Annotated in this window: 14 protein-coding genes and 1 tRNA gene; 2 read left to right on the plus strand and 13 right to left on the minus strand. The window is 30.4% G+C overall.

Going from position 1 to position 19,086, the window contains the following annotated elements; translation table 11 throughout:
* Window positions 1–52: 52 nt before the first annotated feature.
* A complete protein-coding gene (locus tag WMO18_RS02770) occupies window positions 53–478 on the plus strand; it encodes a potassium channel family protein (protein ID WP_211148427.1) in 426 nt (141 codons plus the stop codon).
* Between the two features lie 23 nt (window positions 479–501).
* A complete protein-coding gene (locus WMO18_RS02775; RefSeq protein WP_211148426.1) occupies window positions 502–1,026 on the plus strand; it encodes a flavodoxin family protein in 525 nt (174 codons plus the stop codon).
* A gap of 127 nt (window positions 1,027–1,153) precedes the next feature.
* Here WMO18_RS02775 and WMO18_RS02780 read toward each other — a convergent pair whose 3' ends face one another.
* From WMO18_RS02780 to WMO18_RS02840, 13 genes are all read right to left on the minus strand, one after another.
* The gene (locus tag WMO18_RS02780) at window positions 1,154–1,618 is read right to left on the minus strand and encodes a low molecular weight protein-tyrosine-phosphatase (protein ID WP_211148425.1); all 465 of its coding nucleotides are present in this window, start codon (window positions 1,616–1,618) and stop codon (window positions 1,154–1,156) included.
* A 411-nt stretch (window positions 1,619–2,029) separates the two neighbouring features.
* Window positions 2,030–2,335 (minus strand): hypothetical protein, encoded by a 306-nt coding sequence (locus WMO18_RS02785; RefSeq protein ID WP_367286291.1) that lies wholly within the window; start codon window positions 2,333–2,335, stop codon window positions 2,030–2,032.
* A gap of 762 nt (window positions 2,336–3,097) precedes the next feature.
* Window positions 3,098–3,182: transfer RNA gene (locus tag WMO18_RS02790), tRNA-Leu, on the minus strand.
* A 320-nt stretch (window positions 3,183–3,502) separates the two neighbouring features.
* Window positions 3,503–4,675: a tyrosine-type recombinase/integrase gene (locus WMO18_RS02795; protein WP_329980289.1), complete on the minus strand. Its 1,173-nt coding sequence runs from the start codon at window positions 4,673–4,675 to the stop codon at window positions 3,503–3,505.
* A 12-nt stretch (window positions 4,676–4,687) separates the two neighbouring features.
* The gene (locus tag WMO18_RS02800) at window positions 4,688–5,017 is read right to left on the minus strand and encodes a helix-turn-helix domain-containing protein (RefSeq protein WP_138157284.1); all 330 of its coding nucleotides are present in this window, start codon (window positions 5,015–5,017) and stop codon (window positions 4,688–4,690) included.
* 401 nt (window positions 5,018–5,418) lie between these two features.
* Window positions 5,419–6,465, minus strand: coding sequence for a tetratricopeptide repeat protein (locus tag WMO18_RS02805; protein WP_367286292.1), 1,047 nt, complete (start codon window positions 6,463–6,465; stop codon window positions 5,419–5,421).
* A 186-nt stretch (window positions 6,466–6,651) separates the two neighbouring features.
* On the minus strand, window positions 6,652–7,254 hold the full coding sequence (locus WMO18_RS02810; protein ID WP_248004761.1) for an SIMPL domain-containing protein: 603 nt from the start codon (window positions 7,252–7,254) through the stop codon (window positions 6,652–6,654).
* Window positions 7,255–7,307: 53 nt separating this feature from the next.
* A complete protein-coding gene (locus WMO18_RS02815) occupies window positions 7,308–8,360 on the minus strand; it encodes a tetratricopeptide repeat protein (RefSeq protein ID WP_211148551.1) in 1,053 nt (350 codons plus the stop codon).
* 514 nt (window positions 8,361–8,874) lie between these two features.
* Window positions 8,875–12,276, minus strand: a complete 3,402-nt coding sequence (locus WMO18_RS02820) for an Ig-like domain-containing protein (protein ID WP_367286293.1) — start codon at window positions 12,274–12,276, stop codon at window positions 8,875–8,877.
* 174 nt (window positions 12,277–12,450) lie between these two features.
* Entirely contained in the window at window positions 12,451–12,936 is a 486-nt protein-coding gene (locus tag WMO18_RS02825) for a hypothetical protein (RefSeq protein ID WP_022505920.1), read from the minus strand.
* 24 nt (window positions 12,937–12,960) lie between these two features.
* Complete coding sequence (locus tag WMO18_RS02830; protein ID WP_022505921.1) at window positions 12,961–13,371, minus strand: hypothetical protein; 411 nt, start codon at window positions 13,369–13,371, stop codon at window positions 12,961–12,963.
* A gap of 169 nt (window positions 13,372–13,540) precedes the next feature.
* Window positions 13,541–16,345 (minus strand): leucine-rich repeat protein, encoded by a 2,805-nt coding sequence (locus WMO18_RS02835; RefSeq protein ID WP_367286294.1) that lies wholly within the window; start codon window positions 16,343–16,345, stop codon window positions 13,541–13,543.
* A gap of 216 nt (window positions 16,346–16,561) precedes the next feature.
* The gene (locus WMO18_RS02840; RefSeq protein WP_211148179.1) at window positions 16,562–18,940 is read right to left on the minus strand and encodes an Ig-like domain-containing protein; all 2,379 of its coding nucleotides are present in this window, start codon (window positions 18,938–18,940) and stop codon (window positions 16,562–16,564) included.
* Window positions 18,941–19,086: the final 146 nt, after the last annotated feature.

Raw genomic sequence — 19,086 nt, forward strand, 5'->3', positions numbered from 1 at the left:
TGACTAATAATTTTTCTGTTGATATAATTTTATTAGATAATGAGGTGGTTTTATGAAGAAAACTAGGTTACTGAAAATCGTTCTAAAAAGGACAGGTGCATTCAAACTACTATGTTCTTATATTGTAGTTTTTGTTGCAGTAAGCATTGGCATTATGATTGTTGAACCTAACATAAACAGACTTATTGACAGTCTATGGTATTCATTTAGTGTAGCAACAACTATTGGCTTTGGCGACATAACTGCAGTTACTTTAATAGGTAGAATTCTCTCAATTTTCCTTTCAATATGTTCAATACTGATTATTGCAGTAGTACCGGGTATTATCACCAGTTACTACATAGAAAGTACAAAATTAAGGGAAAAAGAAAGTAGTGCAAAGTTTCTTGATGACCTAGAAAGACTGTCTGAATTATCAAAGGAAGAACTTACTGCTCTATCTGAAAGAGTTAAAAATTTTAACAAGAAAAAGAAATAATATTCATATTAAGGAGAAAAGATATGAAAATTGTAATAGTAAACGGCAGTCCAAGAAAAGGCAACACCTACTCAGCTATTAACGCATTTGTTGAAGGTGCAAAGGATAACAACGACATTGAAGTTATCGACTCATACAAGCTAAAGATTAGTCCTTGTGTAGCTTGTGGTACTTGTGAATGTTACAAGGGTTGTGTAGCAAAAGATGACAGTAACCCTACTGTTGATAAATTAGTAAATGCTGATATGATAATATTTGCCACACCTGTATATTGGTGGGGAATTACTGCACAGATAAAGTTAGTAATTGACAAATGCTACTGCAAAGGTGCTTTGCTAAAGAATAAGAAAGTTGGAGTTATTGCAATCGGTGGTTCACCTACAACTAATGTTCAGTATGAACTGATTGAAAAGCAGTTTCAATGTATTGGTGATTACTTAGATTGGGATATTAAATTTCACAAATCTTTCTTTGCAAGTGAAAAAGATGACCTACTAAAAAATGAAAGTGCTATGAAAGAACTTAAAGCACTTGGTAAAGAAATTTAATTTTTTATTTATCCATATAAAAAGGAGCAACTGCTAAAGTTGCTCCTAATTTTTTACTGAGTAATGGGACTTGAACCCGTACATCACAAAAGCTAGGCTAATTTAGAATTAACCTAGCTTTATTTTATTATTTAGTTAAATATTCTAGCAATGCTTTACAACCATTATAAATATCATTGTAGCATTTTTCAAAATCTCCGGTATACCATGGGTCAGACACATCTCTGTCACTACCTGCATAACTCATTAGCTTGTGAATTTTATTATTCGGATCACCCTTTAAAATTCTGCTCATATTGCGTACATTGTTACTATCCATAGGAATTAACAAATCATATTTATCATAGTCGGATTTTTTAATCTGTACTGCCCTTTTTCCATTGCAATCAATGTTGTGTAAATTTAAAATTTCTTTTGCCGGTGGATATACAGGATTACCAACGCCATTCCATATTTCTTCTGTGCTGGTAGCTGACGAAGTAACAACAAAGTCACCTTCAAGACCTTTCTTCTTTATCATATCTTTAAATATAAACTCTGCCATTGGTGACCTGCAAATATTACCATGGCACACAAACATTATCTTTGTCATTATATTTTCCTTTCATATTTGGTTTAATTATTCCTAAAATTTATTTTAATTGTACCACAAAAAGAAAGTTCTTGCTACAAAAAACCTACTCAACAAAATGACTCTATATCAATAAATTATGAGTAATGCAATAAAATAAGTATAGGTAAAAACTATCCAAATTTCATAAATCAATTATTACAATTTAATTATGTAATACTTCAAATTGTTATTACCTATCCAAGTAACTTTATAACAATTATTGATTAGTATTTCTTCATTTTTCCTACCGGTAGGTTTTTTTATTGTTCCTTGAATTAATTTCTGTCCTCTGAAAAATGAATATATACCATCTTGCTTATTGCCGGAATAAAAATTCTTGTTACTAACTAATGTTAAACAATAAGTGCCTTTGAAACCTCTTTCCCTGAGTTATTCCATAAATTTTATATCTTTTACACAAGAAAACATTTGCTCCGGGTATTGACCGTTTTGAGGATATTTTAATTCTATGGCATACTTCTCACTTTCATTATATATAACAATATCCATCTCATGCTTTATTGTTTTAGTAATATTAAAAAATTTAGTATTTCTTTCAAATTGTATTTTATAATTTGTTAGTTCATTACGAAGAAAAATCCCCAATTCGTGTTGTAAACTAAATTCATTATAAACTTCAATTTTTTCTTCTAATATAAGTTTCATAAAACTATTCATAAGTGTTACTAAATTCATTTCTACACACCCCACACGATATTTTTATAGTTTAATTATTCCTAAAATTTATTTTAATTGTACCACAAAAAGAAAATTCTTGCTACAAAAAGCCTACTCAACAAAAGTTAAGTAGGCTTAGATTTAGGTATTAAGTTAAATTACTTCTGCACATATTCTTTGATTTGGTTATATGATAGGTTATTGTCACCACCATAAGTTTAGAAGATTGGCAGGCTCTATTTTTCTTACCCCAACATTTATTATAGAGCCATTATGGTTTATGGGTGACATACTTTCTTCTTTCACTACTGCCTACCTCGCTTATTAAGCACAAATACGAAAGGATAGAGGCATCTACGCCCTCCCTAAAAACAATTTATAGAATTGTTTTCTTAACTCCAAGTACAACATGGTCGTTTAGCGTTGTGCATAAATGCACTTCCTCAAACTCCCTGTTGTAGCTCTTCCTCGAACTCCTTTCTTCTGCCACCGGCAGCAGTCGTTCTCGTCACACTTTCAAGTCCTGTCACCCTAGGGCTTGTTGTATAAAGAAAAAGAGAAGTACTAATGTACTTCTCTTTTTCTTGGTGCGGGTGACATACTTTCTTCTTTCACTACTGTCTACCTCGCTTATTAAGCACAAATACGAAAGGATAGAGGCATCTACGCCCTCCCTAAAAACAGTCCACCGGACTGTTTTCTTAACGGTCACCTTCAAGTCCTGTCACCGCTTTGCTGGTATAATAAAAATAGACAACACTAACGTGTTGTCTATTTTTATGGTGCGGGTGACAGGACTTGAACCTGCACGTCGGTGAACACTAGAACCTAAATCTAGCGCGTCTGCCAATTCCGCCACACCCGCATATATTTTATTTTGCGTTTTGCTGTCTCTCAACAACGATATTTATTATATCTTATGATGTCCTAAAAGTCAACACTTTTTTGCAAAAATATTTAAAAAGTGATAAAAACACAGAAAATCGCCCCAAAAACAGCCTATTAATGAGGTTTGGGCGATAAAAAAGTATTTTATAAATATCTATTGATTATAAATTCCAACTGATTATTTTTCTTTTATAGCATAAAAAATGCCTAGTAATTTCTTAAAAAACTAGGCATTTTCTTGTGAAAAAATTTCTCTGGTGCAGTTCTGGTGCAGTAGCAAAAGATTTTCATTAAATTTTATATACTTAAATTCTGCTGACAATAGGTATTAAACTGTTCCATTGCAGGGTTATTTAGTCTATCAAAAACATCACAATATGTATTTATAGTTACAGAAATATCGGTATGTCCCATCCAGTTTTTCAAAACTTCTGCCGATATTCCTGACTCAATAACTCTAGTTGCAAAGGTATGTCTTAGAAGATGCTGACCACCACTGATTTCTATATTTAGCTTCTTACATATTCTGGTAAACGAACTATTCACTTGTGAGGTGGATATTGGTCTATTGCTTTTAAAATTATAAAACAGTAGTCCGTTATCATTCTCTTTATAGTTTGTCAAAACTTCCTTTAGGATAGGCACTAAACAATCTTGAATTGGTACATCACGATAACCTTTTTGAGTTTTTGTTCTGTCCCCTACTTTTATTGCATAATTTATACCTCTTGTAACGGTATTTCTAACATGTATAAGTCTATTTCTCAAATCAATATCCTTAGCAGTCAAAGCACAAATTTCTCCCATTCTAAGTCCGGCAAAAAGTTCAATGTAAAACATAGGTCTGTAATCAATAGCATTTTTATTGATTTTCATATCTTTAAGATAATTAAGAAAATCATTTTCTTCTTCAACAGTAAAGGCTACTACTTTCTTAGTGGGTTTATCTGACTTTGGCTTTCTAATAAACGGACTATCCATCAAGTTATATCCCATTAATCTTTTATGTATGGCAAGGTTATAAGCTTTAGACATTGAAGAATACACTTTATCAATTACACTATTAGAATAGTGCTTTATCGAAAATAAAAAATCATTAATTTGATTTGTTTGTATCTTTGTAATTGGAATTTTAGCCAGACTTCCTTTTTCTATAATTCGAACAGTCAGCAGTCTTCTGTTATAAGCAGAATCTTGTATTCTATTCATATTGTGGTCATACTCTGCATCTTCCTTAAGCAAATCAACTATTGTAGCATCTGTAGTTTCACAAATTTTTTGCTCCATAATATCTTTTAATAATTGATTTCTCTTTTTAATAAGTTCTGTTTTAGTTGATGCTGATAAACTTTTTCTTGCTATTTCTCCACTATACTTTTGATAACTTATTTGGCATCTCCATCTCTTACGACTTTTATCATAGAAAATTGTGCCTTCGCCGTTACCTTTTCTCTTAGGTTTATTTGCCATAAAAAACACCTCTTATTGATTATTAATCCAAGTATTTCTTTCACTACTTTTTCTCTTTACTGAAAAGAAATTAATGAAAGCAGTTTTTAGTACAAGTTGTTTTTTGCCTAAATCTGTAGAAGGAAATTCAGGATGTCGAAACAACTCCTCTACTGTTTTCCTAGACCAGCCGGTCATCTTCATGACATCTTCAATATTAAAGAACAAGTTATTAACTACTTGATTATTAATGTTACGAGATATTTCTTCAATCTGTTTTTGCAATTCTAACAATGCAGGAATTGTTAATACAATATCTTCTTTATTTTCTGACTTTTCAATTAAATTTTTAGTTTTTTTCATAATAAAAAACTCCTTTTTGTTATATTAAATCAAAAACGAATAATCTGTATCTTCGTTTCACTGAATTATCAAACAAAATGGAGTTAAATTTTTATTCTTTACAAAAATTTATTTCCTATAAAGAACTATAGTATTTAATTTGACAAATAATATTTGCTAACTTCTTTACTGCTATAAAGCCTTTAGCAAATGCTATTTTATTTTGTTCGATTAATTCAGTTCTTATATTCTAATACAATTTATTCGATTTTGATTCTTTCTTATAGCATGATGTTAGCACAGTTACCTTAATAATACAATGTACATTTTTATGAATTTGTGCATAATTGATTCTAATTTTAAATATAAAACAACCTACAAGTAACTACTCATAGGTTGGTTCTATACTTATTAAGTTTTAATCAAGAGTTTAATTCTTTTTCGATTTCATCCAACAGGTTCTTGATTTCAGCTTTAGGAGATAGATTATAAGCAATATCCAAGAAATACTTTGCCATTTCAAAATCTTCTTCAGCATAAGCCTCTTCGCCACAATCAACTGCTAATTTTATAATTTTTTGATTTGGCTTTAGTGAGATACCATAATTATTAGTAAACTTCATCTCATCACCAAATGAAATATCATTTTCAGTTATACCACTTTCATCCTGAATAAACTCAAGTTCATTGTAAGCGTCTCCGGAATTGTCATCATACTTTAGGCTGGTATTGTAACAAATATAAGCCTCTTTCCACAATTCATTTTCAGAAAAAAACTTTCCTAATGTTCTGTAAACATAAGCTAATTCCTTTGGTTCAAAAGTATATTTAAAAACTTCATTAAAAAGCTTTAAACATTTTTTCCCACTAATATTACCATTAATACTTAAAGTTTCAGCATATTGTAATGTGATGGTTGCTGATACAGGATTCCATTTTCTTGCTTTTTCAAAGGCTGTTTGAGCTTCTTCAAATTCTTCTAAATTCCATAGTACAGAACCATACATAAAATATATTGTTGCATACGGAAATGGTACTGCATATATTTCTCTTCTTTCTTTTCTATGCAAAGAACGGTAAAGTACCTCTTGCATAGATTCTTCAAAGCTGAAAAATACCATTTTGGAATTTTCTTTAAATGTACCATCATTGATATAGCCTTCCCCTTCTTCAATCAACTTTTCAGCTAATGAAAGTGCTATATCATAGTCACCGTTTCCAATAATATTTGCAATCCTATCTAGTTCTTCACTTATTCTGGGAACTTCTTTTTCAAAAGATTGCACAAGTTTTTCTTTTTCAGCAAAAGGAATAGCTTCACTAATAAGCAACCCTATTGCGTAAAGTGTATCCTTATCCTCTTTACTGCCCTCGAATTTTTCAATTATACTATCTAGGAACTCAGTATCTTTCTCTAAGTCACCGGTCATTACACTCTTTAGTTCTTTAATAATTTCTTTATCGTTCATATAACACCTTTAATATTTCAAATTTTTTATAATATAATTCTGTCTATATCGGCATTTTAACACATACAACTATAAAAAAACAATAGGTATATTAATAATAACAAATACACTTTGCAATTTTCATAGATATTTTTCGATTAATATTTACTTATCAACCTTATCACATACAAAACAAAGATAAAAGTATTATTCAATACTCCAAACAACTGTTACTGTATCTGAAACATCAATATCATCAGGGGCAATGTCAATATCGTAAGACTCGGTTGAAACAGCTACACAAGGTAATGCTACACCAGAGGCATACATTGAAGTTCTCATAGGACGGCTGACAAAATCCACCTCTCCCCATGAATAATCAATATTCAAGATATTTCCTAGTTTAACTCCTGATGCTTTAGCCAACACTTGAGCTTTTTCCATAGAATCTTTGATTGCCTTTTCTAACAACTGATTTTTTGGTTTCTCAGGGTCAGCAACTGTATAATCAATATCAAATTCAGGGTGAATCAATGAACGACTTAATGCATACAAAACTTTACCCAACATTTCGTTATCAACCGGAAATTCAATCTTTGTTCTGTGGGTATATTTATAGTCTTTAAATCGTTTCTTCCAAGTTCTGCTGATTTGAAAATTTTCAAATTCAGCTTCAACATTAAAATATAAAGTCTTTACTTTATCCCTTTCAAATCCAAGATTTTCAAACATATCCTTGATTTTCTCAGTCTTTTCAGCAGACTCCTTTACTGCCTTATCATAAACCTTGTTTGTACCTTTAACAGTCATAATCAATCGAATAGTATCAGGCTTTACTGATATTTTTCCTTTACCCGTTACTCTTACTGTTCGTATGGTACATTATCTTTCCTTTCTAATTCATTAAGAAGTTGTTTCACTTCATCAAAGTGGGTTAAGTCATAGGCAATATTAAGAAAATATTTTGCAAATTCATCATTGCCATTTTCTGCACTATTCTCGCCATAAGCTATAGCTAATCCTACAACATCCTCATTAGGCTCTAATGGAAAGCCGTATTTCCTACTAAACTTCTTCATTGTTTCAATAGGTGCAGGTTTTATTTCCAAATGTGTGGTTTGTTCAATATAAAACAACTCACCATAAGCAGCATCAGTATTAGAATCAAAATTCAAACTATAATCTTCACAAGCAATAGCCTCTTGCCACATTTTCTTTTCAATAAAGTAATAACCAAGATTTCTATAACAACGGGCTAAATCCTCAGATTTATAAGCAAAATTGAAGATTTCGATTGTATAATCAAAGAATGTTTCAATGTCCCCCATAGCCTTGTATGTTTCTGCATATTCAAAGGCAATATCTGCATCCATAGGATTCCATCTTTTTGCTTTTTCAAGGGCAACATTTGCTTCTGTATAGCGACCTAGTTCAAACAATATATTTCCATAAAAGAAATATACTGTAGCAAATGGAAAATTAGATGGTCTAATATCTTTCTCACTATCTCTATGTCTATAACCATAAAGTAATTCTTGCATAGGGTTAATGAAACAAAAATAATCACTGACTGAATCATTCTGATACATACCGGCAGAAATTAATTCTTCAGCCTTTTCAACTAATTTTTCAACTTTATCAAGTGCCAAATTATAATCACCTGATTGTATGGTAGAAAACAAATCATCAAGTTCATTTTCTATTTCTGCATTATCTTTCTCAAAAGCATTAGCAAATTCATTGACCTTTTCTTCAGGCAACATTCCACTTATCAGCCTACCACAAGCCCTGATAATCTCTTTTCCAAATTCATGGTCTTTGTACTTTTCCATTTGTTCCATTAAGTACTGTATATCTTTTTCATTTTCACCGGTTAAACCACTTGCAATATCTCTCATAATTTCTTGATAATCCATAATATCCTCCTTAAATAATTAAATTTATATAAAATAATTAATTATTATTATTTGTTTCTGTATATTATGCATTATATCATACTTATTTTTAGAAACACAATAGAAAAAGAAAAATTATAGTGTTTCATAAAAGATAAGTCCCATATTGGGGACTTTGGTTTTTGTTATTGATTTATATTTCAGAAATGTTTATTGCAATATATAAATCAAAGTTCTAAATAAATTGTGGCTATACTTTTTGAGTATACAAAAACCAACCTATAAGTAAATACTCATAGGTTGTTTCAGTACTTATTAAAATTTTATTATATTTCAAAATTTGTTAATATCATATTTAGGTAGATATTAACAAATTAAGCATAACCTTTTAATTAAATTCAAAAATTACACCTATCGGTTTACTTACCGATAGGTGTTTTTTATGCTCTAAAATAAAAAAAGCAATAATCCCCACCATATAATGATGAGGATTATCTTTAAGGAATTAATATGAATAGTAGAATTCTGTTTTACACTACTTTGTTACAACTGTTTTTGCTGATGACCATGAAGAATAGATATTATAATTTTTGCCGGAGAATTTTGTTGTTTTGTAAGTACGGACTCTGACAAAATATTTTTTCTTAGCCTTTAACTTAGTTATCTTTTTAGCAGAAACAGTATTCTTTACAGTAACGGTTTTTGCTTTTTTGAAATTCTTAAATGTACTGTACTGAATTTGATAACCTGTAGTTTGAGTTTTCTGTAGTTTTAAATTAACTTGCATACCCTTTGAAAGTCCTTTTACTGACTTAACAGAAGTTGCTTTAGGTACAATATTATAATAGAAAGTCTTTTCCCCACTATAATTACCTTTAAACTTAACCTTTACAGAATATCTGCCTACATTCTTTCTACCATTAGAATATGTAACTGTATAATCGGTTTTATTCTTCAAGATTTTATTTTTACTGTCTTTTACTGTAACAGTAGGAGTTTGAGTTTTACCGTTATATGTGAAAGTAGTTTTTGAAATACTTACTAATGAAATCTTGCTGATTACATTGTCATACTGCACATTGTTACAAATTGAACACTTACTGATTTTTCTACCGTTACTCTTCATTGTAGCAGGTGTTATTGTAGTTACATACGAATGACCTTTTGCCTTTATAGTTTCGGTATAAGTATCTCCACAACCTTTGCATACATAAGTTTTCACACCATTTTCTGTACAAGTAGGTTCTTTAGTTACTGAGGATGTGTAGTTATGCTCATGGATATTTTCTATTTCATAAGGATTGACACTATACAATGTAGGTGTACTGTCATCAGTTACATACCACTTAACTGTACCATCACTACATACAATAGGCTCACAATCGGACAATCTAACAGGCATTGTCTTTTTAGCTGAAATGGTATTGCCACTAGCATCAACTGTCATTGCCTTAGTTGTAACTTTATTTGTAGTAGTGTTTTTTTCTTCCCACATAACTAAGAAAAAGTTATCATTAATTTTTACCAGCTGAGGATTACCACAAGTTACTTTATTACTTGCCTTATAATTAGTTAAAGCTATTTTCTTTGTGTTATTAAATAGCTTATCGGTTACAGTTAAATAAACATTTCTGTTTTTGTTATCCTTTGAAATATCTCTTGTAAATGCTATTAAGCAATTACCACTACCAACTTCAAAGCCACCTACTGTTGCACCGGTATAGTTGCTAATATTCACATCAAATTTTTCCGGTACAGTTACTGTTACAGAAGTTGATTTATCATTCTTGTAGTATCTTGTAAGGGTGATACCATTTACAGAAAGATATTGGTCACCAAAGGAAAAGTTATTTGATTCAGAGTGGTCAACTCTATAAATATAGTTGCCGTCAGTCTTTATAAACTGATTAAATGAGTGGCTGACATAACCATTCATTAGGTTTAACACATCATACATTGAGTCGGTAGTTTTCATTGTACTTTCATCAATGGTAAATAACATATTTGCTTGGTGGTTTATTTTATTCTCGTCAGCATACATTTCATGACAAGTATGTATATATAGTTTGCCGTCAAGCTCTGTCATTCTGAGTGAACCGACTTCAAATGGCTTTGTAGTGTTTGAACCGTTAATTTTACACTCACTAATCTTTGTCCAATCTTTTGAATACTTTACAACTCTGACTACTTCTTTAGAATCATTTTCTGAAGTGTTATTTTCACCGAAAACTATGTAGTTATTATCTTCACCACAGAAATAGCCACCGAATTTGCTTAGTTCATTCTTAACTGTTTTTGTAGAAAGGAGAGTTTTGCCATCACTTGAATATTTTTCAACTAACACACCATTTGATGTACTTTCAACTCTGTTAAGTGTACCGTCAGCATTTCCACTTAAATTTGAAGTAATAACTGAGGACCACTTATAATAATCATTCTTTGAAATATTTGAAGAAGTTTTTCCTGACAATTTTACCTTATCAACTGCCGGTGCAGAAGAATTTTTCTCAACTGTTACAGTACATTGAGCAGTAACACCGTTAGTGGTTTTTGCAGTGATTACTGCTGTACCCACACTATTACCGTAAACTTTACCTTCACTTGTAACAGAGGCTATCTTGTCATTGCTACTTGACCAACTGTAAGAATATGTTGCTAAAGCATTACTTGTTGCTGAAAGTGAAAGGCTTTTCCCTACCTTTATAGTAGCAGAAGTTTGTGACAAATTAATTTCTGTTGGAAATTCCCAAGTAAATTTTTCTACATAATAATTACTGTCAGTATCTTTTTCAATAGCAAGAATATCATCACCGTAATTTAATAGTGCAAATACAGGGTACTCAGTATTGATTGTAGAAATATGCTTATAGTTACTGTCAAACTCCATAAGCCTATTATCATTCATATAAATTACAGTAGAATTGTTCAGGTTGTTATGTACTGCTCTAGCACCTATGTTACTATAAAATTTATCATCACCCTCATAACCTATTCTTGATAAGCTACCTAGCAATGGTGGGTTGTTAGGATTTTTTGTATCAAACTTGCTAGAGTCTAGAACATTAACTGTTGAATTATATGATGAAGTCCAAGCTAGTGTACCCTCAGTCAACATAATTGCACTACTGTAATGATACTGAACATACTTTGCGTAAAGAATATCTAGAATTTCATCACTTACGGTTATCTTATTATTTGTTACATTACCGAAAGCCAATGTTCTATAACCACTTGAAGAACCCCATTGACTTTTTGCAGTTTTATAACTTTCAAAATAGAAATTGCCGTTACTACTGTCAAAACCATAATATTCAAAACAATCATCTTCCATATCAGCAGAAGAAAGTTCCTTATAATCTTTTGATAGTAAGTGAATTGTATATTTCTTTTCACTTTTTAAACCGTCAAAAGTAGTTAGATAAATTCTACCTTTACTGTCAACACCTATTGTTCTGATATAAGAATTATAATTATCAGCAACAAATTCTGTTACATTGTGAGTTGACTCTACCTTTTCAGTTTCTATATTCAATTCATCAACATAGTAAATTATAGGGTTAGGATTTCCACCATCTCTATATACAACATAAAACTTTGAGTCAGTTGCAAAAACATCATAAACAGCCTTATCTTTGTAGTCCTTAATCTTTCTTACTGTGTTGTTATTAACATCATAGAAATTTATACTTCTATTGTAATAACTGTTGTAGTAATAGAAACCACCCTTTTCCGGTGACTGTATCTCCTTAAATTTTTCTTCACTACTGTCAAACAAAATAGCATCACTAGGCATTTTTACTGCACTGTTTTTAGTTACTGCTTTAGCTGAACCGGTTGTTTTTATAACACTGTTAAAAGTATCTGACAATGGCAATACCATTGAAGTTACTGCCACTAAAAAAGCAACTAATACTGCAGAAAACTTTTTGACTTTCATTTTCATTTCCCTTTCTTAAATAATTTCACATTATCATAATATCACATTAAATAATTATTTTTCTATTGCTTATAATTAGAAATTTTTATAATAATTTTGTGATACATAACGGATTTATTTTACAAAGAAAAAACCTCTCAAAAGAGAGGCTTAATCACTATATTTATATGTTGTTCATTGTGGTGACTCAACACAATCAGCATATTGCTGAAGAATATAGTCACCGTAATAATCTGCTTCAATTTCTCTATCATCAACAGACTTTTCTACTCTATTTATCCATTGATAATAGTGCGTAATTTCATGAGATAATGTATAAATAAAACTTGCTAATGCGTTATCCTTACCTATCTCGTTTAACAAATCTTCATAATCACCTGTAGAAATTTTAATATAAGGTTCTGTAAAATAATCATTAGGTTCAAAAAAGCTACCTACTACATAGTCACCATCTTTAGTTTTTACATAGTCAGTTGCTTTTACATAGATAGGCAACATAATAGGAAATTTATAATTCTTTCTTAACCATTTAGCAAACTTTTTCAATGATTTTTTTACATCATCATTTACATTCTTTTCTATCCTTAAATATATTCCATTTGGAATATTATCTTTTCCACTAAAATATTCTTGCCAATCTTCTGATAACCAAGGGTTCAAAGCATACTCCTAAATTAACTAATTTTAAACATTCAATTTTTTATGTCTATTATACATTTCAACTGCAATTTTATATAACTGATATACACACATAAAACCAACAACCAATATAAATGATGCAAGGTAAAAATACTTACCCAAAAGATATGTAAATGGGTCAGGTAGGTCATTTGTAACTTTTAAATAATACCATTCTGTATATGAATTATCTAAAAAGTATGCACCTACAATTACTGCACAGGTAGGTACAACTCTCCATATATTAATTAATGACTTTTGCTTTAAATCACAAGATACATTTGCATAAATCAAAAACAGTGGTGCTATCCATTGTAAATAAAGTGGTGAAAAATAATCAAAGAAAAACAATGGTACAATAAATAATGCAAATGAAATAACATACATAAGTATATTTCTTAAAACTAACCTTTTCATATAATCACCTTATATAATTCTATCATAATAATAAATAAAAAATTAGTGTTTTTACAATACTATTATATATTATTTATTAAGTTTTAGCAAGAATTAATATTAGAAAGAATAGAATAATTATGCTGACACTACTTTTGTAATGTCAGCTTTTTTAATATTATTTGATTAATTATTTTACTGTAATTTTGCACTTAGCAGATTTTTTACTGCCGTCTTTTGCAGTTGCGTAAATAAAACAAGTACCTTTTTTCTTTGCAGTTACTTTACCTTTGCTATTAACTGTAGCAATCTTAGATTTTGATGTTGTCCATTTTACTGACTTAACATTTGCATTCTTAGGATTTACAGTAGCTTTTAGTGTAACTGTTTTCTGTTTAGCTTTGCCCTTTACTTTTAGGATAGCTGAATTTCTGTTTAATTTAACAGATGTTACAGGTTGCTTTACTGTTACCTTAACAGTAGCGTATTTATTGCTACCATCAAGTGCCATTACTTTAATTGTAGCATTACCTCTACCCTTTGCAGTAATTTTACCACTTTGGTTTACTGTTGCTATCTTTGAGTTAGAAGTTGTCCACTTTAACTTTTTGTTAGTTGCATTAGTTGGACTAACCTTAACTTTAACAGTTGCACTTCTGCCATTTAATAATGTAACAGATTTCTTACTTAATGAAACTTTAGTAACTTTCTTTACAGTAGGTTTTGTAGTTGTAGGAACTGTTGTAACTGTAGTTGAATCTGTAGTTACAGTTGTAGGTTCTGTTGTAGAAACTGTTGTTGGTAAAGTTGTTGAAGTAGTAGGCTCTGTGGTTACAGTTGTTGGTTCTGTAGTACTGGTTTCACTTACCTTCACTAAATTATTTCTTGCATTACTAAATTCATCTATCATATCTTTGAATTCAGCATCAGTAGTATTTTCATCTGCTAAAAGGTTTTCTGCTTTTTTCTTGGCATTTAGATAGTTATCATAGCTATCTTTAGTATAAATGTTATACCAATACTCAGGAGTATAATCAAAGTCACCGGAATATTGTTTCAACAAATTTTCTAATTCTTGTTTGTGGATACTTGTTGCTACTGCTATGATAGAAATATCTCCATTTACTTCCGGAATATTAATTGCACATTCACCTTCTGTAAATGGTACTGTGAAATCATTATCACCCATTTTAACTTTTACACTATCAATTTTATAACCCTCTACCGGAGTTAATACTGATGCATATGTGTTACATTCTGCAACTTTATTTTCAACATTGTTAGTAACTACATTTTCTAACATTGAAGATACCTTGAAAGTATTTACAGAATAATGCACATTAGCATTTAAAAATGAATCACTGGCATCATCTGTATTATCAAATTTAATAGATTTCCATTGACTTTCAGTACCGGTAAAATAAATATCTTTCAAATCATTACAATTTTCAAAAGCACAACAATCTATATGGGTTACACTACTTGGAATTGTTATACTCTTTAAACTGTTACAATCTTTAAAAGCATATCCATCGATAAATTCTACCTTATCCGGTATTGTAATGTTAGTTAGACCTCCACATAAATCAAACATTCTCCAACTAACGGTATCTAAATTATCAGGTAATACTATACTCTGTATTCTATAGCTACCTGTGAAAGCACATTCATATATTTTAGTTACAGAATTAGGTATTGTTACCTTAGTCAATTCTGTACAAAGTGAAAATACAAAACCACCTATAACATTTACACTATCAGGAATATTTATTTCTGTTATTTTTCTAGCTAAAAAAGCATAATCTGCAATTAATTCTGTACCATCTTTAATAGAATAAGAACCTGTAACACTTTCCCTTGTTTCTAATAGATAGTTACCTATGTACATTACTCCATTATCCCAATTATTTTCATCATTATAATAAGCAGTATGATAAAATGCATTTTGCCCAATTCTTGTTATACCACTAGGTAATGATATATCTTTAAGATTAGTACAATACATAAAAGCATCACTACCAATATAAGTTACTCCCTCAGGTATAGTCACTTCGGTTAAACTTTTACAATTATCAAAACAATTCACTTCTAATGTTTTTAAACTTTTAGGTAATGTAATACTTTTTAAATTATAGCAATTGCCAAATGCAGATCCACCAATTAAAGTAATACTATCAGGAAGTACTACACTTGTAAGACCTTCACAATAGTCAAAAGCAAAACTACTAATTTTACTCATACTATTTGGAATTGTTACTTTATTTAAATCCTTACATTCATAAAAAGCACCATCGGATAATAATTTTGTACCATCTTTAATAGTATAATCACCTGTAAGGTCCTTTGCCTTTATTAGATAATTATCCAAATACAATACATCATTATCCCAATTATTTTTATCATTCCAATAGCCAGTAGCAGATATAATAGATTGTCCAATATGAGTTAGATTTTCTGACATATTTATATCTACCAGACTTGAACATCCTGAAAATGCACCGGTTACTATATTTGTAACACTATTAGGAATTGCTATACTTGTTAAACTTGTACATCCTTTAAATGCAGATCTACCTATCTCTGTTAACGAATTAGACAAAATTACCTGTGTTAAATTCTTGCATTTATTAAATGCATAATCACCTATTATTGTTACACTATCTGCTATTATTAACTTCTCTAAATTTCCACAATTTTCAAATGAATAATTACCAATGTTGGTAACACCATCTTCAATCTTAACTGTTTTTATTAAAGACAAATAATCTTTCCAAGGAATATTCCAAGCATCTTTATAAGACTCCATTTGACCTTGACCTGAAATAGTGAAAGTACATGTATCCTCATCAAAAGACCATGTGCAATCACCGGTTTTATCAGAATAAATATCACCTGTTAAAACTACATTTGTCTCTTTTGCTGATACTGTAGTTATAATACTGAATGAACTTAGTATCATTAGTATCGACAAAATCACGCTTAATGATTTTTTCATTTCATCACACTCCAAATAAAATCAATAAAATTTATATTCTTATATAGGTATATTTTAACATTATATATAAAATATTTCTAGATTAACACTATACAAATAAAATTTAGTTTTATTGTGCATAATCACAAATATACATAAGTAAATTTAATATAACCAATTAAAGCAAAAGTAAAGGCCATCCAATACGGATAGCCTTTAAATGTTTTCTTGAACCGATTATTTAACTGTAATTTTGCACTTAGCAGATTTTTTACTGCCGTCTTTTGCAGTAGCGTAAATAAAACAAGTACCTTTTTTCTTTGCAGTTACTTTACCTTTGCTATTAACTGTAGCAATCTTAGATTTTGATGTTGTCCATTTTACTGACTTAACATTAGCATTCTTTGGATAAGCAGTAGCTTTTAGTGTAACTGTTTTCTGTTTAGCTTTGCCCTTTACTTTTAGGATAGCTGAATTTCTGCTTAATTTAACAGATGTTACAGATTGCTTTACTGTTACCTTAATAGTTGCGTATTTATTGCTGCCATCAAGTGCCATTACTTTAATTGTAGCATAACCTCTACCCTTTGCAGTAATTTTACCACTTTGGTTTACTGTTGCTATCTTTGAGTTAGAAGTTGTCCACTTTAGCTTTTTGTTAGTTGCATTAGTTGGACTAACCTTAACTTTAACAGTTGCACTTCTGCCATTTAATAATGTAACAGATTTCTTACTTAATGAAACTTTAGTAACTTTCTTTACTGTTGGTTTTGTTGGATTAGTAGGTTCGGCTTTAGGATTCACCTTTACTTTAAATGTATCTATATAGTCATAATGCTGTACAGTTACAGTTCTCTCACCTACTCTAGTAAGGTCATAATCTAATGTATAGTTTTCTACTACTTTGGAAGTACCATCCTTGTAATAAACAGTAACTTCAAGACCTGAAATATCTAAACCTTCACCTTCAGTATATTCTGTTTTATTAGGTAGCTTTGTTACTGCAATTCTATCAATATTATTGACCTTTATTTTACAAGTTGTTACAACAGGTTCTTTATCATCAGGATTTTGTACTGAAATTGAAATTGTTGCATCACCAACACTTTTAGCAGTTACTTTACCGTCATTATCCACAGTTGCAACTTCCGGATTACTTGAAGTCCACTTAATCTCTGCTTCTGTTCTAACATTTTCAAATGTAGGAACTAAGTAAACAAAATTGTCAACTGTAAGGTTAGCACTTCTTGTGTTAAGTTTTACATTAGTATTGTGAATTTCGTATGTAGAACCTTTTGATGTATCCCACTTACCGTCAGAATGTAGATAGTACCAATTACCTTTGTATAAATAACCCGATGGGTCAACTGAAATTCTACTATTACTGTTAACAACATAAATCATATTGTCAAAGTTATCAACACCATCCGGATAAAGGTCACACTCTCCTGCTTTGTATCTATCCAGATTAATACTAAAAGTTTGTAAGTTCTTGTTATAATTAGGGTCATAATCGTTACCTAGTGGTCTTTTTTCAGAACCCTCAATACCGTTGGTAAATATAATATTATGTACATTCTCTGCAACATCAATGTAATAAACAACAGAATCATCATCTGTTTTAATAGAAGTAGGTCTCATTATGTAAGAATGTTGCTGGTCGTAACAAGCATCTTCACCACTCCACCAAAAAGCACAAGCAGTTGCATTGCTAAAATTAAACCACTTTTCTGGCATCGCAAAGAAATATCTCTTTGACTTATTGTTTATAGGACCTGTATAAGTACCACCTAAACTTGTAACAAATTTAGATTTTCTCATTTCAGGTGTTACTTTTTTATCATTTACATAAACTCTAACCTTTAGCTTTGCAGTTAAAACAATTTTTACTGTTGAATTAGGTTCTGTGATTGTTAGTAAAGCATTTTCAGAACCGGGATCTTTCTCACCATAATAAACATAGCCAGGTTCCCATTGACCATTAGTAGTTACATAAAATTCATATGGTGTACCGTCTGTCTTAGGGTTTACGCCTTTTAATGTAATCTCATAAGAACCATCTTGGTTCTTTGTCATCTTATTTATTTCATTATCTTTTTCCCAATCAATACCGTTACAAAGACCGGCTTCACCTGCAACATAATGGGTAGTTTCTGTTGGTACAACTTTACCCGGTGCATCTACACCATCAACAAGCACTTTTACAAAGCCATCTGTAATTACTTTACCGTCTTTGTTTCTGGTACCCTTCAAAGTTAAAATAATATCAACTGTTGAATTATCCATTGGTACGGAAAATTCAATATCTTGTGGGTTATTCTCACCAAGATTTGAACCGAAATTAACACTCCAATCATGATCTTCTGTAACCTTGATTGAGTAACAATCTGACTTAGAAACATTTGTATATGTTTTCTTGTAAGTACCGTCCGACTGAATCACCATATCATCAGCTACAGTTGTTGGATCCCATTTTGCACCTAAAAACGGTGCATCACCTACAACTGTATAAGTATGAGTCTTATCAATTGTAGTAGCTGATACTGATAGCCCACTAAAAATTGAACATACCATTAATAATGATAAAAACACACTAAAGAATTTATTTATTCTCATATGTAGCCCTCCTACATTAATATAGTTATATTTTACCATAATATAAAAACTTGTTCTACAATAATAATACACCAACATTCTTATAATGATTTATGCAATATGCTTAAACTTTTTGAACTATTTTTTAATAGTAAAAGAAAATCAGA

Origin of the sequence: Ruminococcoides intestinihominis (genome assembly GCF_040096285.1) — a bacterium.
In the GTDB taxonomy this organism is placed as follows: Bacteria; Bacillota; Clostridia; order Oscillospirales; family Acutalibacteraceae; genus Ruminococcoides; species Ruminococcoides intestinihominis.